This window comes from Leucobacter sp. HNU, assembly GCF_047946755.1.
In the GTDB taxonomy this organism is placed as follows: domain Bacteria; phylum Actinomycetota; class Actinomycetes; order Actinomycetales; family Microbacteriaceae; genus Leucobacter.
Map to the genome: position 1 here is coordinate 2930477 of NZ_CP178837.1, position 22275 is coordinate 2952751.

A 22275-nucleotide genomic window follows, 5' to 3' on the forward strand; every position below is an offset into this window, starting at 1 on the left:
CTTTTCGTGATCCGCCCCCGAGGGGGCAAAAGTGTAGTGAGAGGGTGCTCGCCCTCGGGCGAGCGTCCGAGCCCTGTTAGAAGGGCTGCTCGTCGTCGAAGCCGGAGCCGAAGTCGCCTGCCGACCCGCCCTGACCGCCGTTGCCCGAGTTCGCCCACGGGTTGTCCCCGCCGCGCTGGGCCGGTGCCGGAGCGGCCGACTGACCCCAACCGGGCTGCCCTGCGGGCTGCCCGCCACCGAAACCGCCGCCCTGACCGCGCGACTGACCGCGGGTCACCTGGGCCGAAGCCCAGCGGAGGGTGGGGCCGACCTCTTCGACCTCGAGGTCGAGGGAGGTGCGCTGCTGCCCCTGGTTGTCGGTGTAGCTGCGCTGGGTGAGGCGGCCCTGGACGATCACTCGCGTGCCCTTGGTGAGCGACGCGGCGATGTTGTCCGCGTACTCGCCGAAGGCGCGGCAACCGAGGAACAGCGCCTCGCCGTCCGACCAGTCGCCCGACTGACGGTCGCGCACGCGCGGCGTCGAGGCGATCCGGAACGTCACCCAGGACTTACCGGCCTGGCTGACGCGCGGTTCGGGGTCGGCAACCAGGTTCCCGACGACGGTGATCAGCGGCTCGCCGGCCATGACTTATGCGCCCTGCTTCGCAGCGCGAGCGGCCTTGGCCTGATCGCGCTTCGACTGAGCGGCGCGCTGAGCGATGAGCTCGTCGGCGCGGAGGACCTTGGTGCGCAGCACGGCCTCGCTGAGGCCCAGCTGACGATCCAGCTCGTTCGTGGCCTCGGGCGTAGCGGTGAAGTTCACCACGACGTAGATGCCCTCGGACTGCTTCTTGATCTCGTAGGCGAGACGGCGCTTGCCCCAGATGTCGACGTTCTCGATCTCGCCGCCCGCGTTGCGGATGACCCCGAGGAACTTGTCCATGCTGGGGGCCACGGTGCGCTCGTCGATACCGGGATCGAGGATCACCATCAGTTCGTACGGATGCATTACTGACCCACCTCCTTCGGACTTCACGGCCACAGGATTTCTGTGACAGGAGGGTGTTTGTGCATTGTGCCTGCGGGCAGCGCGGATCGCGATACGCACAGACAACCGTTACAGCCTATCAGTTCGAACGATTTCGCGCAGGCCTCACCGCTCGGTGATCGAGAGCCCCTCGAGCGCCGGATCCCCGAAGGTCCGGGCCGCCCAGCTCGGGCAGTCCACCTGCGCCATCAGCACGCTGTTCGCGGGAGTGAAGGCCCGCAGCAGGATCGTGCGCTCCCGTTCGCCGTCCGCCGTCCCGTATCGGCTCGTGAGCCGCAGCATCTCGACGCTCCCGTCCCGCTCCAGGGGGACCGACACGGTGCTGTCCGGCTGCACCTCCGGGCTTCCCGTCGCCCCGGTCCACGGCAGGCCGAGCTTCAGCGCTGCCTCGATCGTGCCGTCCGTCGCGGCACGGTCGTTCGCCGTCGGCGCCTCCGGGTCCCCGGACCCCTGGAAGGTCATCAGCACGCAGCTCGTCCGCTCGTTGCGGATCCGATTGACCCCCTGCTGGTCGAGGATCTCGGCCGTCCAGCCGTTGGCGGTATCGATCGTCATCGACCAGAAGGGCCCCGCGGCGAAGTCGACGCGGGTGTCGAGCGAGTTGCCGGATCCCGAGCCGTCCTCGGACGGGGCGGGCCCGCTCGGCGTCGGCGAGCGGGAGGGCTCCGCGGTCGAGGATCGCGGCTGGGCGCCGAGCACCCCGGCGACGAGGAACCCGCCGATGGCGATCACGAGCAGGAGCGCGAGCGCGCCCGCGCCGATCCCGATCCACGCGCCGACGGGCAGTCGCCGGGCCGCCGGGGTCTGCGGGGGCGTCACCTGCGGCGGAGCGTACCGCGCCTGCGGGGGAGCGTACTGCGGCGGCGGAGCGTACCGGGGCGCCGCCGGCACCGGGGGCTCGGTCGGCGCACCGCTCGTCGTGCCCGGCGCATCCGGGATCTGCTGATCGGACATGGCGGCTCCGTTCCCTGCGAATCGCTTGCGCCTCACGATACCCGGCGCGCCGGGTGCGAGCGCGCGTCCCGGGATCAGCCCTCGAGCGGAACGTGCGGGACGCGGCGGAAGCGCTCGACCCGTGCGATCGGCTCCCGCTGGCCGCCGACGTGCACGATGTCGTCGCCATCGACCGTCAGCTGCGTGCCGTGGGCGCGCAGGGCGGCGACCTTGCGCTCCATCCAGTCCGAGACCTCGTGGTCCTCGATCCCCTCTGCGTCGTCCGCCGCGTCGGCGGCGGTGATCGCCCAGAACGGCAGGCCGAGGGCCTGCGCGACCGCGCGCGACAGCCGGTGCGCGAGCACGTGATCCGGGTGGCCGTAGCCCCCGTCGTCGTCGTAGCTCACGATCGCCGATGCGCCGGCCTGGTAGGCCGCCGCGAGCAGGTCGTTCAGCGCCTCGACCGCCGGCACGCTGGTCAGCGCGTCCCGGCTCGCGTCGCCTGCCGCGATCGCGCGGCCGTCCGGGCCCCAGGCCATGCCCGAGTCCTCGTAGATGGTGGGGGAGAGGTCGTCGGCGCGGGCCGGGGGCACCCCGAGGAACACGTGCCGCTGGACGCCGAGGAACGCCAGCGCCGCCGCCAGCTCCTGCTGCCGGTGCGGTGCGAGCCCGTCCGTTCCGGCGAGTGCCGCGAACGGGCCGGGGGTCACCTCGCCGCGTTCGCCGCGGGTGAGCGTGACGAGCAGGGGTTCGCGCCCCGCTTCGGCCAGCGCCGCGAGCGTGCCGCCGGTCGTGATCGTCTCGTCGTCGGGGTGGGCGTGGACGAACATCACGCGCGCCGCCCCGTCGAACCAGTCGTGGGGATCCGTCATCATGCGAGCTCCTTCGCGGCCCAGTCCCTCAGGCGCTCCTCGGCCGCCTCGGGCCCGATCGGGCCCTCATCGAGGCGCACCTCGAGCAGATACTTGTACGCCCGACCGACGAGCGGCCCGGGCGGGACGCCGAGCACCGCCATGATCCGTTCCCCGTCGAGTTCGGGGCGCACCGCGGCGAGCTCCTCGGCCTCGGCCAGCTCGTCGATGCGGCGTTCGATGTCGTCGTAGGCGTGCTCCAGGCGCTCCGCCTTGCGGCGATTGCGCGTGGTCACGTCGGCGCGGGTGAGGATGTGCAGGCGTTCGAGCTCTTCGCCGGCGTCGCGCACGTACCGTCGCACCGCCGAATCGGTCCACTGCTGGTCGCTGTAGCCGAAGAACCGCAGGTGCAGCTCGACCAGGCGGGCGACCCGTTTCACCGTGCCGTTGTCGAAGCGGAGCGCGCGCAGACGCTTCTTGACGAGCTTCGCCCCGACGACGTCGTGGTGGTGGAAGGTCACTCCGCCCCGTTCGAACCGGCGGGTGGCCGGCTTGCCGATGTCGTGCAGCAGGGCGGCGAGGCGCAGCACCGTGTCGGGCGCCTCGCCCGGGTGACGCTCGCCCTCGAGCGCGATGGCCTGACGCAGGACCGTCAGGCTGTGCTCGTAGACGTCCTTGTGGCGTCCGTGATCGTCCTGGGTGGCGACGAGCGCGGTCAGCTCGGGCAGGAACCGCTCGGCGAGGCCCGTGTCGACGAGCAGCCGGATGCCGGGGGCCGGGTCCGCCGCAGAGAGCAGCTTCACCAGTTCGTCGCGGATCCGCTCCGCGGAGATGATGTCGAGCCGCTCCGCGAACTCGGCCATCGCGTCGCGGGTCTCGAGCGCGACCTCGAAGCCGAGCTGGGACGCGAAGCGCGCGGCGCGCAGCATGCGCAGCGGGTCGTCGGTGAACGACGCCTCGGCGGATCCCGGCGTGGAGATGCGGCCCGCCAGCAGGTCCTCGACACCGCCGGAGACGTCGACGAGACGCTTTTCGGGGAGCATCAGCGCGAGCGCGTTGATCGTGAAATCGCGCCGCACGAGGTCGCCCTCGATCGTGTCCCCGTAGCTGACCTCGGGCTTGCGGGAGTCGTCGCGGTAGACCTCGGCTCGATAGGTCGTGATCTCGACGGTCTCGCCGTGGACCTTCGCGGCGATGGTGCCGAAGTCGCGACCGACGTCCCAGGTCTGCGTGCCGAGGTCGTCGAGGATCCGCTGGGTCTGCTCGGGCCTGGCCGAGGTCGTGAAGTCGAGGTCGGTGACCGAGCGGCCGAGCAGCGCGTCGCGCACGGGCCCGCCGACGATCGCGAACTCGTGCCCCGCGGCGGCGAACGCCTCGGCGAGTTCGCGGACGGGCCGCGAGTCGGCGATCGCGCGCAGGTCGGCCATGGAATCGGCAAGGGGACGCATGGTTCAAGGGTACCGAGTGCGGCTGTGCGGCCCGTCCCTCAGGCCGCTCCCGAGCCCGAGACTCTACACTGGGCGCATGCCCTGCCCGCCCGCCGCGCGCCGTCGAACGCGCCCCCGAACCGGCGCGCTCTCGCGGCTCGCCCGTGCGAGCGCCGCGGTGCTCGGGGTGACGGTCGCGCTGATCGGCGGTCCCGTGGCCGGGCTCCCCCTCGGCGGCCCGGTCGGCGCGTCGGCGCACGCCGACGGGAGCACGGACGCGACGGGCGACGAGGCACGGGCCGAGCGACCGGAACTCGTGGTCGCGCCGGCGGAACCGGTGATCCGCGACGACGCCGCATCGGTGGTGTTCCACGTGCTGGTGCGCAACGCCACGCAGCAGGATCTGCCCGCCGGCGGCCTCGAACTGCGGATCGATCCGAAGCGGATCGCCTCGGCCGACGCCCTGGCCGACGAACTCGCACCGCCGAAGGGCAGCGGGACCGCCCAGGCGGAGACGGTTCCGGGTTCGGTGCTCGCGACCCAGCGCATCGATCCGACGAGCGCCGGCAACGAGCAGACCGTCTCGGTGTCGGTCCGCCGCTCCGATCTCGCGATCCTGCTGGGTCAGGTCCCCGGCGTCTTCGCCGTGCACGCCTCGTTCACCCCCGACGCGGCGACGAACGGCGTTTCGCCCTCGCCGTCCCCGTCGGCGTCTCCGTTGGACCCCGCGACCGCATCACCCGGATCGGCCGCGGATCGCCTCGACGCGAGCGCCCCGGTCGTGTGGCGCGGCGTCGCGGCGAAGCACCGCACCGCACTCACGGTGATCGTGCCGTTCCTGCTGCCCTCGTCGGTGACGGGCATGCCGACCCGCGGCCAGCTCGGCGACGCGGCCGCGCGGCTGACGCCCCTGCTCGACGCCGCGGAGCGGCACCAGGCGACCCTGGCGATCGACCCCCGGCTGATCGCCGCCATCCGCGGTCTCGGGGCGCAGGCCCCCAGTCCGCGCGCGAGCTGCTCGCCCGGCTCGAAGCGTCGACGCTCCCGCAGTTCCTGCTGCAGTTCGCGGACGCCGACCCGGCCGCGCAGGCCGCCCTCGGATCGGATCGGCTGCTCGAGCCCAACGGGCTCGGCTACTACACCGCCGCGTCCTCGGCCCCGACCCCCGGCTCCGAGGACGCATCGGGCCAGGATCAGGGCACCGGCGGAACGACCCCGACCGCGGATCCCGCGGCGGCGCCCACCCTCGACGAACTCGTCGCGTGGCCGAACGGCTCCGCCCGAGCCTGGCCCGCCGATGGTCAGGCGGACGCCTCGACGCTCGCGCTGCTGCAGCACAGCGGCACCGAGTCCGTCGTGCTCGACTCGTCCAACGTGTCGCTGACGGGCGGACCCTCCGCACGCGTCGACGGCCTGCAGGCGCTCGTGGCGGACGCGCAGCTCGGCACCGCGGTGCGCGGCGGCCTCGCGGCGACCACCGAGGCGGAGCGCAACGCGGACAGCGCCGAAGCCGCCGCCCGCCTCGCCCTGCTCTCGACGCCCGACGGCGCTGCGGGCACCACCGTGCTCGCGCTCGACCGGCGCACGGTGGCCGACGACGATCACCCCGAAGAGGTGTTCGAGCTGCTCGACGCGCTCTCCTGGGTCTCGCCGGTGCGCGAGACCGCGCAGGCCGCCGGCTCCGCGACGCTGAGCCCGAAGAAGCCCGCGCAGGATCGCCTCGACCTGCTGAAGGACGCGATCGCCCGCGAGTCCGCGGTGACCGACCTCGCGCCGCTGCTCGCACGGCCCGAGAGCCTCGGCGAGTACCAGCGGGTCCGCCTGCTCGCCCTGCTCGCGACCTCGGGCGCCTCGCCCGAGGCGGACTTCGCGAAGACCGCCGCCGACTACCGCGCGCGCGACGCGAAACTGCTGAACGGCGTCACGGCGATCCGCAACGATCACACCCAGCTGGTGGGGGCCTCCACCCGGGTTCCCGTGCTGCTGCGCAACGACCTGCCGTTCGACGCGGTCGTCACCGTCGTCGCGTCGCCGGCCTCCGCCGCCATCTCGGTGCCGACCCGGACCTTCTCGCGGGTCGAGATCCCCGCGGGCAGCGGGCGCACCACGCTCGTACCGGTCGACAGCCGCATCTCGTCGGGGGAGTCGGGCCTCATCATCGACATCTCGCCGGTCGGCAGCGACGAGGTGGCGTTCACCGGCACCCTGCCGCTCACGATCCGGAGCGTCGTCGAGACCGTCGCGCTGAGCGTGCTCGGCGGCCTCGCCGCGCTCCTGCTCGGCTTCGGCATCTGGCGCAGCATCCGCCGGCGCCGGCGGTCCGGAATATCCGGCGCACCCGAAGAGTTTCACCCCTGAACCCTGATCCGGAGTCGGAGAACCCGACGGTTCAGGGCCGTCCACACCCCTAGGAGTGTCATGCACCAGATCATCATCATCGGCTCCGGCCCCGCCGGCTTCACCGCGGCGATCTACGCCGCGCGCGCCGGCCTCGAACCCGTGCTCATCGCGAGTTCGGTCGAGCCCGGTGGCGAACTGATGAACACCACCGAGGTCGAGAACTTCCCGGGGTTCCCCGAGGGGATCCAGGGCCCCGAGCTGATGGAGAAGATGCAGGCGCAGGCCGAGCGCTTCGGCACGAAGGTCGTCTACGACGATGTCACCGCGGTCGAGCTCTCGGGCGACGTGAAGCGGATCAGCACGGGCGACGGCTCCGTCTACGAGACGAAGTCCGTCATCTTCGCGACCGGCTCGGCGTACCGCAAGCTCGGCCTCGCCGACGAGGAGCGCCTCTCGGGCCACGGGGTCTCGTGGTGCGCCACCTGCGACGGCTTCTTCTTCCGCGAGAAGACGATCGCCGTGATCGGCGGCGGCGACTCCGCGATGGAGGAGGCCACGTTCCTCACCCGCTTCGCTTCGAAGGTCTACGTGGTGCACCGCCGCGAGGAGCTCAAGGCGTCGAAGATCATGCAGCAGCGCGCCTTCGACAACGAGAAGATCGAGTTCATCTGGAACAGCGAGGTCGCGGCGATCCACGGCGAGACCGAGGTCACCGGCCTCACCCTGCGGAGCACCGTCGACGGCGCCGAGCGTGAGCTGCCGATCGAGGGCCTGTTCATCGCCATCGGCAACGATCCCCGCGTGCACCTGGTGCACGGCCAGCTCGACCTCACCGAGGACGGCACCATCGCCGTCGAGGGGCGCAGCTCGAAGACCGGGATCCCCGGCGTCTTCGCGGCGGGCGACGTGATCGATCCCAGCTACCGGCAGGCGATCACCGCCGCGGCATCGGGCACGGTCGCCGCCCTCGACGCCGAGCACTACCTGGCCGCGCTCGAATCCTGAGCGCGGCGAACCGTCACAGAAGAAGGAGTCAGCATGTCCCAGGCACTCGCAGTCACCGAGTCCACGTTCACCGATGAGGTCCTGAAGAGCGAGACGCCCGTGCTCGTCGATTTCTGGGCCGAGTGGTGCGGCCCCTGCCGCGCCGTCGCACCGGTCCTCGACCAGATCGCCGAGGAGCACGCGGGCAAGATCCGCATCGTCAAGGTGAACGTCGACGAGAACCCGGGCCTCGCGGCCCAGTACCGCATCACCTCCATCCCCGCCATGAAGGTGTTCAAGGCGGGCGAGGAGGTGCGCGAGATCATCGGCGCCATGCCGAAGCCGATGATCGAGGAGCACCTGAACGGCATCATCTGAGCCGTTCGATCCCCGAACGCGCGAGGGCCCGGATCCATCTCGGATCCGGGCCCTCGGTCGTTCGCCGCGGTGCCGCGGACGGGCGGCGGCTCAGCGCGCGCTGGACTCGTCCGCCCCGGCCTCGGCGAGGGCGGTCAGCCGATCGATCGAAGCCTGCAGGTTCTCCGCCGTCGTGGCCCGTGCGCGCTCCTGCCGCTTCGGATCCTCCAGCTCGGTCCAGTCGTAGGTGTGCCGAACGAGCGTGCCGCCCTCGACCGGGGAGAGCTCCCAGCGCCACAGGTGGCCCGGCTCCGCTTCGCCCTCGGGTGCCGGCTTCCACGCGATGCGCCGGCCCTCCTCGAACTCGACGATGCGATTGACGCGCACGGCGGAGTTCTTGGTCAGGGTCATGCGGAAGGTGTCGCCGACGGCGCGCACGCGCTGCCCCGGCGCGGCCTCCGCGAGGTTGTCGTTGCCGTCCCAGCGGGGCTGCTGGGAGGGGTCGGCGATCAGTTCGAACAGCACCTCGGCCGGGGCCTTGGTGGAGCCGACTGCGGAGACGATGCGCTGCTCTTCAGACATGCCGCCAGTCAATCATGCCGGGCTGCGAGCGGCATTCACCGGGCTCCCAGCGGGTGCGTGGCCGCGGCCTATCCGAATCCGGGATCGTCGATCTCGGCGAGGATCCGCTTCAGGTCCTGGATCGTCGCGAAGTCGATGATGATCTGGCCCTTCTTGGCCCCCAGCTTCACCGAGACCCGGGTGTCGAGACGGTCGCCCAGGCGTTCGGCGATCTCCTCGAGCTGCCCCTGGCGCCCGCCCGCACGGGGCTTCGGAGCCTTGCGCTTCGGCTCCTCGGAGGCGACGGCTTCGGCGGCGCGCACCGAGAGCCCCTCGTTCACGATCTTGTCGGCGAGGTGCAGCATGGCGTCCGCGTCTCCGTCGAGCGACAGGATCGCTCGGGCGTGACCCGCGCTCAGCACGCCGGCCGCCACCCGGGCCTGCACGGGCTCGGGCAGCTTGAGCAGGCGGATCGTGTTGGAGATCTGGGGTCGCGAGCGGCCGATGCGCTCGGCGAGCTGCTCCTGCGTGATCCCGAAGTCCGCGAGCAGCTGCTGGTAGGCCGACGCCTCCTCGAGCGGGTTGAGCTGCGCGCGGTGCAGGTTCTCGAGCAGCGCGTCGCGCAGCATGTGCTCGTCGGCGGTGGTGCGCACGATCGCGGGGATGCTGTCGAGGCCCGCGCGCTTCGACGCGCGGAGACGTCGCTCGCCCATGATGAGCTCGTACTTCGGCCCCTCGGCGGGGACCGGCTCGATCGCGCGGACGACGATCGGCTGGAAGACGCCGAACTCGCGCACGCTGTGCGTGAGCTCCTCGAGCGCCTGCTCGTCGAACTCGGTTCGCGGCTGCACGTGGTTGGGGACGATGTCCTCCACGGCGAGGCGCGTGAGCGTCGCGCCGGGCACGTCCTGCAGTTCGGGCTCGGGCTCGGGCTCGGTCGGCGTGCTCGCGGTCTTCGCCTGGGCGCGCGTGCGCGGCTTGGCCGTCGTCGCGTCCGCGGACTCGGCGCCTGCGACGGGAGCCTCGGACCCGGAGTCGCCCCAGGCCTCGTCGAGCTCGGTGTCGTTGGCGGGCGCTTCCGTCACGGTGCGGGCGGGGAAGAACACGTCGACGGGGCGATCGCCCTCGGTCGTCGACTGGGGGATCAGGGCACCAATCCCGCGTCCGAGACCGCTGCGCTTCTTCGTAGCCATCAGGCTCCTTCGTTGCTGGTGTTGACGGCGGGGGCCCCGCGCTCGGCCATCTCGGCCGCGGCTTCGAGGTAGGCGAGCGCTCCGATGGAGGCCGGGTCGTAGGCGAGCACGGTCTGGCCGTAGCTCGGCGCCTCCGAGATGCGCACCGAGCGCGGCACCGCGGCCCGCAGGGTCTGGGTGGGGAAGTGCTCACGGACTTCGGCCGCGACCTCGTGCGCCAGGTTCGTGCGGGCATCGAACATGGTGAGCAGGATCGTCGAGACGCTCAGCGTCGGGTTGAGGTGCTTCTGGATCAGCTGGATGTTGCCGAGCAGCTGGCTCAGGCCCTCCAGCGCGTAGTACTCGCACTGGATCGGGATCAGGACCTCCTGCGCCGCGACGAACGCGTTGACCGTGAGGAGGCCGAGCGAGGGCGGGCAGTCGATGAAGACGTAGTGGAATTCGCGCTCGGAACGCTCGAGGAACGATACGACGGCGCTGCGGAGTCGCTGCTCCCGGGCGACGAGCGAGACGAGTTCGATCTCGGCGCCGGCGAGGTTGATGGTCGACGGCACGCAGAACAGGTTCTCGTGGTCGGTCGTGGGCTGGATCGCCTCTTCGATCTCGCTGTCGCCGAGCAGCACCTCGTAGACGCTGGTGATCTCGGACTGGTGCGGAACGCCGAGCGCGGTGGACGCGTTGCCCTGCGGATCGAGATCGATGACCAGCACATTGGCCCCGCGGCGCGCGAGCGCCGAAGCGAGGTTGACGGTCGTGGTGGTCTTGCCCACCCCGCCCTTCTGATTGGAGACGGTGATGATGCGCGGCTCAGTGGGCAACGGAGATTTGGTCCTCTCGAGTTTGCGTCGACGCCTGATCTTGTCCACCAGGTGGTCGCCCACCGGGGTGTTGTTCGTTGCAGTCATGGCATCCTCGTGCGTCATCGAATCGTCGGCGGAGGAGCCGGCCCGCTCACTCCGCCCGCGAGCCACGTTCTACTGTAGCCCGGAAGACCCGGGTCGTTTCGGCGAGCAGGCCCTCGCCGAGCTCCTCCACCGAGACGCCGGTCACGCGGTGCTTGCGCAGCGCCTTCTCGGCAGCGCGGATCTCGGCCTCGACCGAGGTGCCCTTGAGGAACAGCATCTCCCCGCCGTCGCGCAGCAGGGAGCGGTGATCGGCACGAGCGTGCGCAGAGCAGTGACCGCACGAGCCGTGACCTGGTCGACCTCGAAGGCGTCATGGTATTCCTCGGCGCGGCCGCGTCGGACCTCGACGTTCTCGAGCCCGAGCCGCTCGATCTGCTCGGACAGCCACGCGCAGCGGCGCTCCATCGGCTCGATCAGCAGGAACCGGGCGTCGGGCCGGACGATCGCGAGCACGAGCCCGGGCATCCCGCCGCCCGTACCGATGTCGGCGACGCGCGCGCCCGAGGTGATGAGCGGTGCCAGGATCGCGCTGTTGAGCACGTGCCGGGTCCAGAGGCGCGGCGGCTCGAGCGGGCCGATGAGCCCCAGGGGCTCACCGCGCTCCGCGAGATCCGCGGTGAAGGCGCGCAGCACACCGATCCGGTCTCCCGCGATCCGCTCGGCCGAGGCCGGTTCCGGCTCGACGGGCGCGATCGGCTCGGCCGCCGGGGGCTCGGTGGAGTCGGACCGGTCGATCGGTGTGCCGCGTTTCACGTGAAACCCCTTATGCCTGCGAGATGACGAGGCGTCGGTCGCGGCCCTCGCCGCGCGACTCCGAGTGGTAGCCGCGCTCGGCGACGATGTCGTGCACGAGCTTCCGCTCGTAGGACGACATCGGCTCCAGCTCGACCTCGCTGCGCCCGGCCGCGAGCTGCGCGACCGCGGCGTCGACCAGGCGTCCCAGCTCGGCGGCGCGCGCATCGCGCGAGCCGCCGATGTCGAGGATGAGCCGCGAGAAGCGGCCGGTGCCGCCCTGGACCGCCAGGCGGGTGAGGTCCTGGAGCGCCTGCACGGTGTCGGGCATCGCGAGGCGGTCGAGGTCCTCGCCGCCTCCCGTCACCGAGACGTACGCGCGACCGCTCGCGACCGAGATGTCGAGGTCGCCGTCGAGGTCGGCGATGTCGAGGAAGCCTTCGATGTAGTGCGCGGCGAGATCGCCCTCCGCCTCGAGTTCCTCGAGGGTGGGGGCGTCGTTCGCCACCACGGCGCCGTTGCTTTCGGTCATGATCCGCTCCTGCCTACTTCTTCTTCTTGGCGCGCTTGGCGCTCATCGGCTGCTGACGCTGGCCCTGCGGCTCGGCGGTGCCCTCGATGCGATCGATCTCGGCGGCCTCCTCCTCGGTCAGCTTGCCCTTGGCCTTCAGACGGGCCTGGCGCTGGCGCCACGCCTCGCTGCCGGGGGTCGGCATGTTCTTGATGACGATGTACTGCTGGCCCATGGTCCACAGGTTCGAGGTGAACCAGTAGATGTTGAGCGCGAGGGGAAGGTCACGCCCGAGAAGATGAACGCGAAGGGGATGATGTAGAGCAGGATCCGCTGCTGGCGGTACATCGGCGAGTTCTTCGTCTCGTCCGAGACGTTCTTCGACATGATCTGCAGCTGCGTGAAGAACTGCGAGGCGATCATGAGGACCATGATCACGCCGAGCAGGATGATGATGACCCAGTTCTGCTCGGCCCACCCCTGCGTGAAGGTCATCTTCAGCGGGGCGCCGAAGAGCTCGGCGGCATTGAAGTTGTGGGTCAGCTCCTGGTTCATGAAGCCGATGCCCGTCTTGTTCTCGGCGGCGTGGCGCAGCACGTAGAACAGCGAGAAGAAGACCGGCATCTGGATCAGGATCGGCAGGCAGGAGGAGAACGGGTTGGTCCCGTGCTTCTTGTAGAGCGCCATCGTCTCGCGGCTCATGGCCTCGCGAGAGAACTGATCCGTCTTGCCCTTGTACTTCGCCTGGATCTTCTTCATCTCCGGCGCGAGATCCATCATGCGGCGCTGCGACTTGATCTGCCGCACCGTGATCGGGATCAGCGCCGAGCGCACCACGAGCACGAGGCCGATGATCGAGAGCACCCAGGTCAGGCCGGAGGCCGGGTTCAGCCCGAAGAAGGTGAAGATCTGGTGCCAGACCGCCAGCACGAGCTCGACGAGCCAGCGCAGCGGCCAGAGCAGTGTTTCGATGAAGTCCACTGGGATTCAGGCCTTTCGGTACGTGGGGCGGACGAATCCGCTGGAGTTCGTGACGAATCGAGGACGCCGCTTCGGCGGGACGTCGTCGATCCCCCCGGGAGTGAAGGGGTTGCACCGCAGGAGGCGCCAGGCGGTGAGCGCGACGCCGGTGACGAAGCCGCGCTGTTGGAACGCTTCCAGAGCGTACCGGGAACAGCTGGGGTGATACCGGCACACCTGCCCGTAGAGGGGCGAGATGAGCCGGCGGTAGATCCGCATCGCGGTGATCGCCGCGTTGCGGGGAGGAGCCAGAGCTCGAGAACCGGTGCGGGGATCACGGTCGACTTCCCGGCTCGGAGCCTGGATCCGGCCCTGCATCGCGCTCGGCCAGCATCCGCTCCACCTTGCGCAGCGCCCGGGTCACATCGCGCTCCAGGCCCTCGAAGCCCGCATCCGCGCTGGCGGGCAGGGCGCGGAACACGATGTCCGCTCCCGTGAAGCCGGCATGCAGTCCCCGTTCGACGAGGAACTTCATGCGGCGCCGGACCAGGTTCCGGGTGACGGCGTTGCCGACGGCCTTGGAGATGATGAAGCCGAAGCGCGCCGGCTGGTCCGGCGCGTCGGCCCCGCGCACATGCAAAACCGCGTGGGCGATGCATGTAGCACCGCCCACGCGGTTTCCGGTTCGCACGATGCGCCGGTAGTCGTCACCCCGGGTGACGCGATGCTGCCGCGCGGGCACGATCGAACCGGGATGCGTGTGGACTAGGCCGTGAGCTTCGAGCGGCCCTTGCCGCGGCGCGCTGCGACGATGGCGCGGCCGGCACGGGTGCGCATGCGGGCGCGGAAGCCGTGCACCTTGGCGCGGCGGCGGTTATTAGGCTGGAAGGTACGCTTGCTCATGAGAAGACTCCGTGACTTTTGGCAGTGCTCTCCGCCGCTCTCGGCGACGAAGAAGTTCGGACTCGATGGGGCGCGCGGCACCCGCGGAGAACGCTTCGCGAGCTCCGCAGCGCACACTGGCGCCCATACAAGGTGTTAACTTTACGCGCACTCGCGCCCACAGTCAAAGCGATCACCTGAGAACACGCGCGAACGCGCGATGCGCGGAGCCCGCACCGCACGGTTTCCACGACTCCGCCGGTTCGACTTGCCTGTGGACAGATCTGTGACTAACGTGGGCGCAGGTGTTCTCCCGGGCGGGTCAATCTGACAGAATCTCGCCGTTTTCCCGCCCTTCTGCTTGTGGATAATCTGGGGATAACGCCCAGCACAGACTCACAACTTTTCGGACGGATCCCAGTGACAGAGGACGACGTACAGGGGGTTTGGGCGCAGATCACCCGCGCGGTGGCTGACGACCCGATGGTGGCCCGCTCCCTGATCGGCCAGCTCGGCCTCGCTGTACCCCGCGGGGTCGGTGCGGGTTCCCTGTACCTCGCGGTCCAGTACGACTTCACCCAGCGCCTGCTCGATCACGAGCTGCGCCCGGCCATCATGTCGGCGATCGCCAAGACGCCCGACGCCGCCGGCATCGAGAACTTCATCGTGCTCGTCGACCCGACCCTGCAGGTCGACCACGGCGTCGGCACGGCCGAGCAGGAGACTGCGGCGGAGCCCGCCGGCGATCCCGATGCGCCGACCGCCGGGCAGTCGCCCGCGACCGGGGCGCCCGAACCCGTGCGCCCGCTCCACGAGCCCTCGCCCCGGCACGGTCGACGCGAGGTCGAGGACAGCCGGCTCAACGAGAAGTACCGCTTCGACACCTTCGTCATCGGGCAGTCGAACCGCTTCGCCCACGCGGCGTCGGTCGCCGTCGCCGAGGCCCCGGCGCGTGCGTACAACCCGCTCTTCATCTACGGCGACTCCGGACTCGGCAAGACCCACCTGCTCCACGCGATCGGGCACTACACCCGCGAGCTGTTCCCCGACGTGCGCGTGCGGTACGTGAGCTCCGAGGACTTCACCAACGACTTCATCAACTCGATCGCCAACAACGAGGGCGCAGCCTTCCACCAGCGCTACCGCAGCGTGGACCTGCTGCTCGTCGACGACATCCAGTTCCTCGAGGGCAAGGCCGAGACGCAGGAAGCGTTCTTCCACACCTTCAACACCCTGCACGACCACAACAAGCAGGTGGTCATCACCAGCGATGTGCAGCCCAAGCAGCTCCGCGGCTTCGAGGAGCGCATGCTGTCCCGGTTCGAGTGGGGTCTCCTCACCGACATCCAGGTTCCCGATCTCGAGACCCGAATCGCGATCCTGCGCAAGAAGGCCCAGCGCGAGCAGCTCGTCATCGAGGACGAGATCCTCGAGTTCATCGCGACCAAGTTCTCCTCGAACATCCGAGAGCTCGAGGGCACGCTGATCCGCGTCACCGCATTCGCGAGCCTCAACCAGCAGCGCATCGACATGAGTCTCGTGCAGACGGTGCTGAAGGACTTGATCTCGCTCGACGACGACAACGAAGTGCAGCCGTCGGACATCATCAACCGCACCGCCGATTACTTCGATCTGTCGGTCGACGATCTCTACGGGCAGTCCCGCGCGCAGCAGATCGCGCTCGCGCGGCAGATCGCGATGTATCTCTGCCGTGAACTGACCCCGCTTTCCCTGCCGAAGATCGGACAGCTCTTCGGCGGACGCGATCACACGACCGTGATGTACGCGCACAAGAAGATCGCGCAGCTGCTCAAGGAACGCCGCGCGGTCTACAACCAGGTCATGGAGATCACCGCTCGGGTGAAGCAGGCTCGCTGAGCCGCCGACACCCCGGACGCCAGTGAGCCAGCGTCGGGGTCCGATCGCTCGTCGCTGATCCAGGCGCCGCGCGTCGGGCGCGAGCTCCACGGCGTCGCGTTGTCCCCAGCCCCGGTCCACACCGGGCGTTAACGCCCCAGAGTGGGCAACTTATCCACAGTTTCGGACCCCCTTGTGGGTAACTGGGGAGAACTCGGGCGAGTCTGTGCATGGATCCGGCCCGCCTGTGGAATGCGCGGAGTGTTAACACTTCGGCGTGATTCCGCGGAACCCCATCGATCCACGCCCCACTCACAAGTCACACGCGTGTAGTTTGCTTACAGGGCCTGGCATCGCGCGAGTTATCCACAGCATCCACAGGCGTTAACACCGTTAACAGTTCCATCTCTCTTACAGGGGATCTCGATCACGCGTTCCGCGCCTCGGCTCCGCTCGAAGCGGCAAAACTGCTCGCCGGACCGACAGGCGCACCGTTCCGCGGTTCTCGGCTCAGGAATGACAGGATCCGTGATGCTCCGAGGATCCGAGTGTGCAAGGATTGTCAGGCCCGGAACTTGGCATTCGACCCATCAGCACGAGGAGTGGCTTCATGCGTTTCACCGTCAACCGTGACGTGTTCAGCGAGGCCGTCTCGTTCGCAGCGAAGCTGCTCCCGCAGCGCCCCACCCAGCCGCTGCTCAGCGGCGTCCTGCTCGAGGTCGCCGGCGACGCGGTGACGCTGTCCTCGTTCGATTACGAGGTCTCGTCGCGAACCTCGGTCACCGCGCAGGTCGCGGACGCCGGCCGCGCGCTCGTCTCCGGTCGGCTGCTCGGTGAGATCGCACAGCGACTGCCCCATGCGGACGTCGAGGTCTCGCTGGTCGAGAGCCGAGTGCAGGTGCGCTGCGGCTCGGCGTCGTTCAGCCTCCCCGCGATGCCGGTGGAGGAGTACCCGCAGGTTCCGAAGATCGACACGGTCTCGGGGATCGTTCCGGCCGATGTGTTCGCCGAGGCCATCGCGCAGGTCTCGCTCGCTGCGTCGAAGGACGACGTCACGCCCGTGATCACCGGCGTGCAGTTCGAGATCAGCGAGAACGCCCTGACGCTCACGGCGACCGACCGGTATCGCGTGGCCACACGGCGCATCGATTGGGAATCCCAGGACGGCTCCTCGGACCTGACGGCGCTGGTCCCCTCGAAGGTCGTCACCGAGGTCGGCAAGACCTTCTCGAACGCGGGCCAGGTGCAGGTGTCGATCGTCAAGGACGGCGAGCGCGAGCTGGTGGCCTTCACCGGCGGCAACAAGACCGTCACGTCCCTGCTGATCAAGGGCAACTACCCGCCCGTCGGTCGACTTTTCCCTGATGGCATCGATAATTACGCGGTCGTGAACACGAGCGATCTGGTCGAGGCGGTTGGTCGCGTCGGCCTCGTCCTGGAGCGGGAGGCCGCTCTGCGTTTCTCCTTCGTGGAGGGGCAGGTCACGCTCGAGGCCGCCGGTTCCGAAACCGCTCAGGCGGTCGAGGTGGTCGATGCGCATCTCGTCGGCGACGAGATGATCGTCTCACTCAAGCCGCAGTTCCTGCTCGATGGCCTCCGGTCCACTCACGCGGAGTTCGCTCGCGTCGGCTTCACTCGCACCGACAACCCGGGCAAGCCCGGCCCGGTGCTGATCACCAGCCAGCGCAGCAAGGACGACGCAGACGAGCAGAGCTTCCGCTACCTGCTGCAGCCCAACCTGCTGCTCCGCTAAGGAGGGCCGATGCGGGTCGCGCATCTGTCTCTTGCCGATTATCGCAACTACGCGACGGCGGAGGTGCCGTTCGCTGCCGGGCCGAATCTGCTGGTCGGGCGCAACGGGCAGGGCAAGACCAACCTTGCGGAAGCGATCGCCTACTTCGCGACGCTCAGATCACATCGAGTGACCGGCGATGCAGCGCTGATTCGTGCCGGTCAGGAGTCCGCGATTCTCCGGATGCGGGTCGAGGCCGCCGGCCGTGACGTGCTGCTCGAGGCGCAGATCAATCGGGATCGCCCGAATCGCGCCCAGGTGAATCGGAACGCGGTTCGGCCGCGAGAGCTGACTCGGTGGTTCTCGACGGTGCTGTTCGCCCCGGAAGACCTCGGAATCGTTCGTGGAGACCCCTCAGGACGGCGGCGATTTCTCGATGACGCGGTCATTGCTCGAACGCCCGCGCTCTCGGGGACGCTCTCAGACTACGAGCGCGTGGTTCGGCAGCGGACCTCGCTCCTGAAGTCCGCCCGAAGTGGGGCGCGGAATTCGGTCGAGGCGACGCTGGATGTGTGGGATGCCCAGTTGGTCGAGCACGGTTCGCGGATCATGCTGGCGCGACGTGAGTTGCTCCGCGGATTGGAGGAACCGCTCCGCGCTGGATACGAGACCCTCGTCGAGCAGGATCACGGCCCGAAGCTCTCGCTCTTGGAGACCGTCGCTTCGGCCCGTGAGCGCGGAAGTGCTTCACGTGAAACGAGCCCCTCGGCGTCCTTCACTCCGGGGAGGGAGTGTTTCACGTGAAACCGAAGCCCGTAAGTCGAGCTTGGGTGTTTCACGTGAAACGATCGCGAGCGAGTTTCGAGAGGCCCTTCGCGCAGTTCGTCCCCAGGAGCTTGATCGCGGCCTGACGCTGGTCGGTCCGCATCGTGACGACATGCTGCTGGAGCTGAACGGGCTTCCTGTGAAGGGCTACGCGAGCCATGGCGAGTCCTGGTCCTTCGCGCTCGCGCTTCGACTGGGCATGGCGGTCCTGCTCCGCGGCGAGTCTGCAGGTGGAGACCCCGTCATTCTGCTGGACGACGTCTTCGCGGAACTCGATACCAGGCGACGGTCGAAGTTGATGTCGGCGGTGCAGAGCTTCGAGCAGGTGATCGTCACGGCCGCCGTCGAAGAAGACATCCCTGAGGGGATCGCGTGGCATCGGATCGGCGTCGAACGAGGTGTGGTCACGCTCGGGAGCGCGGAGCGATGAAGCCCGAGCACTCGGAGTTCGCCAGCGAGGCATACTTGCGGGCGAAGTCGGTGTGGAAGGGGTCCCGTATCGACGCCGACGCCTGCGCGCCGACTCGACCGAGGGGAGGGGCGCGCACCGTTCGAGTCTGGGCGGGACCCGAGAATGCTGGGGAAGTCATCGCGAAGGCCGCCACCGACATGGGGTGGAGTTCCGATCTGGAACAGGCGCGGGTGATCACCGAGTGGGCGGAGTTCGTGGGACAGCCCACGTCCGACCACACCGAAGTCGTCGGTGTTCGCGATGGCGTGCTGCTCCTGCAGTGCGACTCCACCGCGTGGGCGACTGAGCTGCGCCGGCTGCGATCGGAGATTCTCACGCGACTGCTGCGCGAGTATCCCGACTCGGAGATTCGGGATCTCCGCTTCCTCGCGCCAGGCGCGCCCAGTTGGCGACACGGCCCCAGGACGGTTCAGGGACGCGGGCCGAGGGACACCTACGGATAGGCCGAGCGCAGAATCGCTCTCACGCAAGTATCCTTAATGCGATCTCGAAATATACCCCCTTTGATCTGGGATTTTCCGTTCCTCGCGCACGGACGGGAAACGGCCCGGTTGGGCCTCGTTTCACGTGAAACGCGATCCGAGTGAGCGCGCCAGACCCTGGCATACGATCGCGCGCGGTCGTAACGGCGAGCCGGCCTGACCGAGATCGCGCGCGGTTCTCAGTCCACTCGCGGAGGGACGCCGAGGTGTTCGGGGGTACACCGCTTCGGTCACGATGGTCGCAGCATTGTGGAGCGCGCAGCGGAGGCGGCCGTCGCCCTCCCGTGCTGCTCCACCTCGCAGTCGCGCGCCGACCCACTCGTTCGGCACGGTCGGTCCGATGCGAATGCCCGATCCGTCCGACTGCCTGCCTCCTCGCCCGGGTCCGGACGGCGATCGAGTCCTGGTGTCCCGAGCCTGGTGTCCGGGTTCTCCGTCCGAATGAGGTGAGGAACGCACGATGGATCGGGTGCTCCCGCGAAGTCGCCCGGAAGTGCGAACTGCCGGGGGGCCGACGCCGTCGCCGGTCCGTGCCCGGTTCTCCTCGGCGGCGAAGCCGAGCGGCGGTGCGGGGGAGCGGGGTCCGGGTGGTGGCGTCGTTGCTTCGGGATACCCGACGAGTCTGGCGGCCGACCCCGGCGAAAGCGGACAGGGAGAGCCCGGCGGGAACTGACACGCGGCTGAGCGCGGCCGGTCCTGGGAGGGCGGGTCATCTTCCGTGAGGCGTGCTCCGAGTGCGGAAGCACCGGAGCGGAGGTGCGATGCGCGCCCGCGGTCCGTGCGGCGCGCTGCCGGTCTGCGCCGTCCTCTGCGATACGGGAACCCGGAACTCGGGACCCGGAACGCGCGGTGCAGGGAAGCGCGCTCGGCGAAGTCTCGAGCCCGCGGTCCGGGAGACCCGAGCGCCCATCGGGGAGTCTCGCCGGGCCGCGCAGCGATGCGGAGCGGCGCGACGATTTTGGCAGCCCGTGAAACCGCCCGTTTCGGAGGGGGAACGATCCCGCTCTGAATCCGCACGCCAAAGGCCTGAAATCACGGTTCTGAGCGCCCCGAATTGATAGGCTGGGGTGTGAACGTGTCCGGGCCGGAAATCCAGCCTGAGACGATCTTTGGAGAGTGTGACTCGCAGCATGACTGATGAACAGGCTACGGCCGCGGAAGACTACGGTGCCGGAGCGATCCAGGTGCTCGAGGGCCTCGAGGCGGTGCGCAAGCGCCCGGGCATGTACATCGGATCCACCGGACCCCGTGGCCTGCACCACCTGGTGTACGAGATCGTCGACAACTCGGTCGACGAGGCGCTCGCCGGTTTCTGCGACACCATCGACGTGACGATTCTCGAGGACGGCGGCGTCCGGGTTATCGACAACGGACGCGGGATCCCGGTGGATCCGCACTCGTCGGACCCGAACAAGTCGACCGTCGAGGTCGTGCTGACCGTGCTGCACGCCGGTGGCAAGTTCGGCGGCGGCGGCTACGCCGTCTCCGGCGGCCTGCACGGCGTCGGTTCGTCGGTCGTGAACGCGCTCTCGTCACGCTTCGAGGTCGAGGTCAAGCGTCAGGGTTTCACGTGGAACATGGCGTTCGACGGCAGTGTGCCGACCGGGCCGCTGGTGCAGGGGGAGCCGTCCGAGGAGACCGGCACCACGATCACCTTCTGGCCCAGCGCCGAGATTTTCGAGACCATCGAGTTCGACTATCAGACGCTGCGCACGCGATTCCAGCAGATGGCGTTCCTCAACAAGGGCCTCAAGATCATGCTGACCGACCTGCGTCCGCAGGAGCCGGTGGAGAACGAGGACGGCGAGCTCGTCGCCCCGGCGCCGCCGCATGACGAGTTCCTGTACGAGAAGGGCATCGAGGACTACGTCCACTACCTGAACTCGGCGAAGCGGGCGGAACTCGTGCACGACGAGATCATCTCCTTCGAGCTCGAAGACACCGAGCGCAAGATCTCGGCCGAGATCGCGATGCAGTGGACGACGGCCTACACCGAGAGCGTCCACACCTACGCGAACACCATCAACACGCACGAGGGCGGCACGCACGAGGAGGGCTTCCGCGCTGCGCTGACGACCCTCGTCAACCGCTACGCGCGCGAGAAGAACATCCTTCGCGAGAAGGACGACAACCTCTCCGGCGACGACGTGCGCGAGGGCCTCACGGCGGTCATCTCGGTCAAGCTGGGGGAGCCCCAGTTCGAGGGCCAGACCAAGACGAAGCTCGGCAACACCGAGGCCAAGGCGTTCGTGCAGAAGGTCGTCGGCGATCAGCTCGGCGACTGGTTCGAACGCAACCCCGGCCCGGCCAAGGACATCATCCGCAAGGCGATCCAGGCGGCCACTGCCCGCCTCGCCGCCCGCAAGGCGCGCGAGACCGCGCGCCGCAAGGGGCTGCTCGAATCCGGCGGCATGCCCGGCAAGCTGTCGGACTGCACCAGCAAGGATCCGACGATCTCCGAGATCTTCATCGTCGAGGGCGACTCGGCCGGTGGCTCCGCGAAGACCGGCCGGAACCCCCACACGCAGGCGATCCTGCCGCTCCGCGGCAAGATCCTGAACGTGGAGAAGGCCCGCCTCGACCGCGCGCTGAACAACACCGAGGTCCAGGCGATGATCACCGCGTTCGGCGCGGGAATCGGCGAGGAGTTCGACCCCGAGAAGGCGCGCTACCACAAGATCGTGCTCATGGCCGACGCCGACGTCGACGGCCAGCACATCACCACGCTGCTGCTGACGCTGCTGTTCCGCTACATGCGGCCGCTCATCGACCTCGGCTACGTCTACCTCGCGCAGCCCCCGCTGTACCGCATCAAGTGGGCGAACGCCGAGCACGAGTACGTGTTCAGCGACGCCGAGCGGGACGAGCGTCTCGCCGCAGGATCCCAGGCCGGCCGCCGCCTCGTGAAGGAGAGCGGCGTGCAGCGGTACAAGGGCCTCGGCGAGATGAACCACGAAGAGCTGTGGGACACGACCATGAACCCCGAGACCCGCACCCTGCTGCAGGTCACCATGGAGGACGCCGCGACCGCCGACGAGATCTTCGCCACCCTGATGGGCGAGGACGTCGAGGCGCGCCGCAGCTTCATCCAGCAGAACGCGAAGGACGTGCGTTTCCTTGACATCTGAGAACGAGACCCCCGACGTGGACGACACCACCGGCGCCGAGAGCACCGTCGAGCTGGACGAGACCGGCAAGCCCATCGAGGCCAACCACGGGCGCATCGACCAGGTCGATCTGCAGC

Annotated in this window: 22 protein-coding genes and 2 pseudogenes; 9 read left to right on the forward strand and 15 right to left on the reverse strand. The window is 69.1% G+C overall.

The genetic code is table 11. The features are described 5' to 3' along the window. Window positions 1-76: 76 nt before the first annotated feature. From ssb to AB3K78_RS14315, 6 genes are all read right to left on the reverse strand, one after another. The gene (gene ssb / locus AB3K78_RS14290) at window positions 77-625 is read right to left on the reverse strand and encodes a single-stranded DNA-binding protein (protein WP_416444323.1); all 549 of its coding nucleotides are present in this window, start codon (window positions 623-625) and stop codon (window positions 77-79) included. A gap of 3 nt (window positions 626-628) precedes the next feature. Next, window positions 629-988 carry a 30S ribosomal protein S6 gene (gene rpsF / locus AB3K78_RS14295; RefSeq protein WP_046454975.1) on the reverse strand — a complete coding sequence of 120 codons (360 nt, stop codon included), beginning with the start codon at window positions 986-988 and terminating at the stop codon, window positions 629-631. A 144-nt stretch (window positions 989-1132) separates the two neighbouring features. Then, on the reverse strand, window positions 1133-1981 hold the full coding sequence (locus AB3K78_RS14300) for a hypothetical protein (RefSeq protein WP_416444325.1): 849 nt from the start codon (window positions 1979-1981) through the stop codon (window positions 1133-1135). Window positions 1982-2055: 74 nt separating this feature from the next. After that, window positions 2056-2835: a PIG-L family deacetylase gene (locus AB3K78_RS14305; protein ID WP_416444327.1), complete on the reverse strand. Its 780-nt coding sequence runs from the start codon at window positions 2833-2835 to the stop codon at window positions 2056-2058. After that, complete coding sequence (locus AB3K78_RS14310) at window positions 2832-4259, reverse strand: CCA tRNA nucleotidyltransferase (protein ID WP_416444329.1); 1428 nt, start codon at window positions 4257-4259, stop codon at window positions 2832-2834. The genes AB3K78_RS14305 and AB3K78_RS14310 overlap by 4 nt, the downstream gene beginning before the upstream one ends. 63 nt (window positions 4260-4322) lie before the next feature. Then, window positions 4323-4787, reverse strand: a complete 465-nt coding sequence (locus tag AB3K78_RS14315) for a hypothetical protein (protein WP_416444331.1) — start codon at window positions 4785-4787, stop codon at window positions 4323-4325. A gap of 234 nt (window positions 4788-5021) precedes the next feature. Between AB3K78_RS14315 and AB3K78_RS14320 the strand changes: the two genes are divergently transcribed. From AB3K78_RS14320 to trxA, 3 genes are read left to right on the forward strand one after another with little or no spacing between them, the layout of a single operon-like run. Continuing rightward, window positions 5022-6596, forward strand: a complete 1575-nt coding sequence (locus AB3K78_RS14320; RefSeq protein ID WP_416444333.1) for a DUF6049 family protein — start codon at window positions 5022-5024, stop codon at window positions 6594-6596. Window positions 6597-6656: 60 nt separating this feature from the next. After that, window positions 6657-7583: a thioredoxin-disulfide reductase gene (trxB, locus tag AB3K78_RS14325; RefSeq protein ID WP_416444335.1), complete on the forward strand. Its 927-nt coding sequence runs from the start codon at window positions 6657-6659 to the stop codon at window positions 7581-7583. 33 nt (window positions 7584-7616) lie between these two features. Further along, a complete protein-coding gene (gene trxA / locus AB3K78_RS14330; RefSeq protein WP_416444337.1) occupies window positions 7617-7940 on the forward strand; it encodes a thioredoxin in 324 nt (107 codons plus the stop codon). Window positions 7941-8030: 90 nt separating this feature from the next. Here the strand turns inward: trxA and AB3K78_RS14335 are convergent, their stop codons facing one another. The 9 genes and pseudogenes from AB3K78_RS14335 to rpmH all read right to left on the reverse strand — a co-directional run bounded on the left by AB3K78_RS14335 (window position 8031) and on the right by rpmH (window position 13684). Continuing rightward, complete coding sequence (locus AB3K78_RS14335) at window positions 8031-8501, reverse strand: SRPBCC domain-containing protein (protein ID WP_416444339.1); 471 nt, start codon at window positions 8499-8501, stop codon at window positions 8031-8033. Between the two features lie 68 nt (window positions 8502-8569). Further along, entirely contained in the window at window positions 8570-9673 is a 1104-nt protein-coding gene (locus tag AB3K78_RS14340) for a ParB/RepB/Spo0J family partition protein (RefSeq protein WP_416444341.1), read from the reverse strand. Continuing rightward, window positions 9673-10578, reverse strand: a complete 906-nt coding sequence (locus AB3K78_RS14345) for a ParA family protein (RefSeq protein ID WP_416444343.1) — start codon at window positions 10576-10578, stop codon at window positions 9673-9675. The genes AB3K78_RS14340 and AB3K78_RS14345 overlap by 1 nt, the downstream gene beginning before the upstream one ends. A gap of 46 nt (window positions 10579-10624) precedes the next feature. Then, window positions 10625-11271, reverse strand: a pseudogene (gene rsmG, locus AB3K78_RS14350) (16S rRNA (guanine(527)-N(7))-methyltransferase RsmG). 70 nt (window positions 11272-11341) lie between these two features. After that, window positions 11342-11842 carry a protein jag gene (locus AB3K78_RS14355; RefSeq protein ID WP_416444345.1) on the reverse strand — a complete coding sequence of 167 codons (501 nt, stop codon included), beginning with the start codon at window positions 11840-11842 and terminating at the stop codon, window positions 11342-11344. A 13-nt stretch (window positions 11843-11855) separates the two neighbouring features. Further along, window positions 11856-12802: pseudogene (gene yidC, locus AB3K78_RS14360) on the reverse strand (membrane protein insertase YidC). Window positions 12803-12808: 6 nt separating this feature from the next. Further along, complete coding sequence (gene yidD, locus AB3K78_RS14365) at window positions 12809-13159, reverse strand: membrane protein insertion efficiency factor YidD (protein ID WP_416444347.1); 351 nt, start codon at window positions 13157-13159, stop codon at window positions 12809-12811. Beyond that, complete coding sequence (rnpA, locus tag AB3K78_RS14370) at window positions 13116-13523, reverse strand: ribonuclease P protein component (protein ID WP_416444349.1); 408 nt, start codon at window positions 13521-13523, stop codon at window positions 13116-13118. Before rnpA ends, yidD begins: the two co-directional genes overlap by 44 nt. 23 nt (window positions 13524-13546) lie before the next feature. Beyond that, a complete protein-coding gene (rpmH, locus tag AB3K78_RS14375) occupies window positions 13547-13684 on the reverse strand; it encodes a 50S ribosomal protein L34 (RefSeq protein ID WP_010155609.1) in 138 nt (45 codons plus the stop codon). A 393-nt stretch (window positions 13685-14077) separates the two neighbouring features. On the opposite strand from rpmH, the gene dnaA reads away from it, so the two are divergent. From dnaA to gyrB, 6 genes are all read left to right on the forward strand, one after another. Continuing rightward, window positions 14078-15541 (forward strand): chromosomal replication initiator protein DnaA, encoded by a 1464-nt coding sequence (gene dnaA / locus AB3K78_RS14380; protein ID WP_416447368.1) that lies wholly within the window; start codon window positions 14078-14080, stop codon window positions 15539-15541. A gap of 589 nt (window positions 15542-16130) precedes the next feature. Continuing rightward, window positions 16131-17273 carry a DNA polymerase III subunit beta gene (dnaN, locus tag AB3K78_RS14385; RefSeq protein ID WP_416444351.1) on the forward strand — a complete coding sequence of 381 codons (1143 nt, stop codon included), beginning with the start codon at window positions 16131-16133 and terminating at the stop codon, window positions 17271-17273. Window positions 17274-17282: 9 nt separating this feature from the next. Further along, on the forward strand, window positions 17283-18056 hold the full coding sequence (locus tag AB3K78_RS14390; RefSeq protein WP_416444353.1) for a DNA replication/repair protein RecF: 774 nt from the start codon (window positions 17283-17285) through the stop codon (window positions 18054-18056). A gap of 133 nt (window positions 18057-18189) precedes the next feature. Next, on the forward strand, window positions 18190-18507 hold the full coding sequence (locus AB3K78_RS14395) for a hypothetical protein (protein ID WP_416444355.1): 318 nt from the start codon (window positions 18190-18192) through the stop codon (window positions 18505-18507). Next, a complete protein-coding gene (locus AB3K78_RS14400) occupies window positions 18504-18992 on the forward strand; it encodes a DUF721 domain-containing protein (protein ID WP_416444357.1) in 489 nt (162 codons plus the stop codon). The genes AB3K78_RS14395 and AB3K78_RS14400 overlap by 4 nt, the downstream gene beginning before the upstream one ends. A 1169-nt stretch (window positions 18993-20161) precedes the next feature. After that, complete coding sequence (gyrB, locus tag AB3K78_RS14405; protein ID WP_416444359.1) at window positions 20162-22159, forward strand: DNA topoisomerase (ATP-hydrolyzing) subunit B; 1998 nt, start codon at window positions 20162-20164, stop codon at window positions 22157-22159. The last annotated feature ends 116 nt before the right edge of the window (window positions 22160-22275 follow it).

Coding starts and splice junctions, on each gene's coding strand:
- ssb (WP_416444323.1), bottom strand. CDS start 625: ATGGCCGGCGAGCCGCTGATCACCGTCGTCGGGAACCTGGTTGCCGAC.
- rpsF (WP_046454975.1), bottom strand. CDS start 988: ATGCATCCGTACGAACTGATGGTGATCCTCGATCCCGGTATCGACGAG.
- AB3K78_RS14300 (WP_416444325.1), bottom strand. CDS start 1,981: ATGTCCGATCAGCAGATCCCGGATGCGCCGGGCACGACGAGCGGTGCG.
- AB3K78_RS14305 (WP_416444327.1), bottom strand. CDS start 2,835: ATGATGACGGATCCCCACGACTGGTTCGACGGGGCGGCGCGCGTGATG.
- AB3K78_RS14310 (WP_416444329.1), bottom strand. CDS start 4,259: ATGCGTCCCCTTGCCGATTCCATGGCCGACCTGCGCGCGATCGCCGAC.
- AB3K78_RS14315 (WP_416444331.1), bottom strand. CDS start 4,787: ATGCGCTGGGTCGCGAGCACCGAACCCGGAACCGTCTCCGCCTGGGCG.
- trxB (WP_416444335.1), top strand. CDS start 6,657: ATGCACCAGATCATCATCATCGGCTCCGGCCCCGCCGGCTTCACCGCG.
- trxA (WP_416444337.1), top strand. CDS start 7,617: ATGTCCCAGGCACTCGCAGTCACCGAGTCCACGTTCACCGATGAGGTC.
- AB3K78_RS14335 (WP_416444339.1), bottom strand. CDS start 8,501: ATGTCTGAAGAGCAGCGCATCGTCTCCGCAGTCGGCTCCACCAAGGCC.
- AB3K78_RS14340 (WP_416444341.1), bottom strand. CDS start 9,673: ATGGCTACGAAGAAGCGCAGCGGTCTCGGACGCGGGATTGGTGCCCTG.
- AB3K78_RS14345 (WP_416444343.1), bottom strand. CDS start 10,578: ATGACTGCAACGAACAACACCCCGGTGGGCGACCACCTGGTGGACAAG.
- AB3K78_RS14355 (WP_416444345.1), bottom strand. CDS start 11,842: ATGACCGAAAGCAACGGCGCCGTGGTGGCGAACGACGCCCCCACCCTC.
- yidD (WP_416444347.1), bottom strand. CDS start 13,159: ATGCAGGGCCGGATCCAGGCTCCGAGCCGGGAAGTCGACCGTGATCCC.
- rpmH (WP_010155609.1), bottom strand. CDS start 13,684: ATGAGCAAGCGTACCTTCCAGCCTAATAACCGCCGCCGCGCCAAGGTG.
- dnaN (WP_416444351.1), top strand. CDS start 16,131: ATGCGTTTCACCGTCAACCGTGACGTGTTCAGCGAGGCCGTCTCGTTC.
- AB3K78_RS14390 (WP_416444353.1), top strand. CDS start 17,283: ATGCGGGTCGCGCATCTGTCTCTTGCCGATTATCGCAACTACGCGACG.
- AB3K78_RS14395 (WP_416444355.1), top strand. CDS start 18,190: ATGCTGCTGGAGCTGAACGGGCTTCCTGTGAAGGGCTACGCGAGCCAT.
- AB3K78_RS14400 (WP_416444357.1), top strand. CDS start 18,504: ATGAAGCCCGAGCACTCGGAGTTCGCCAGCGAGGCATACTTGCGGGCG.
- gyrB (WP_416444359.1), top strand. CDS start 20,162: ATGACTGATGAACAGGCTACGGCCGCGGAAGACTACGGTGCCGGAGCG.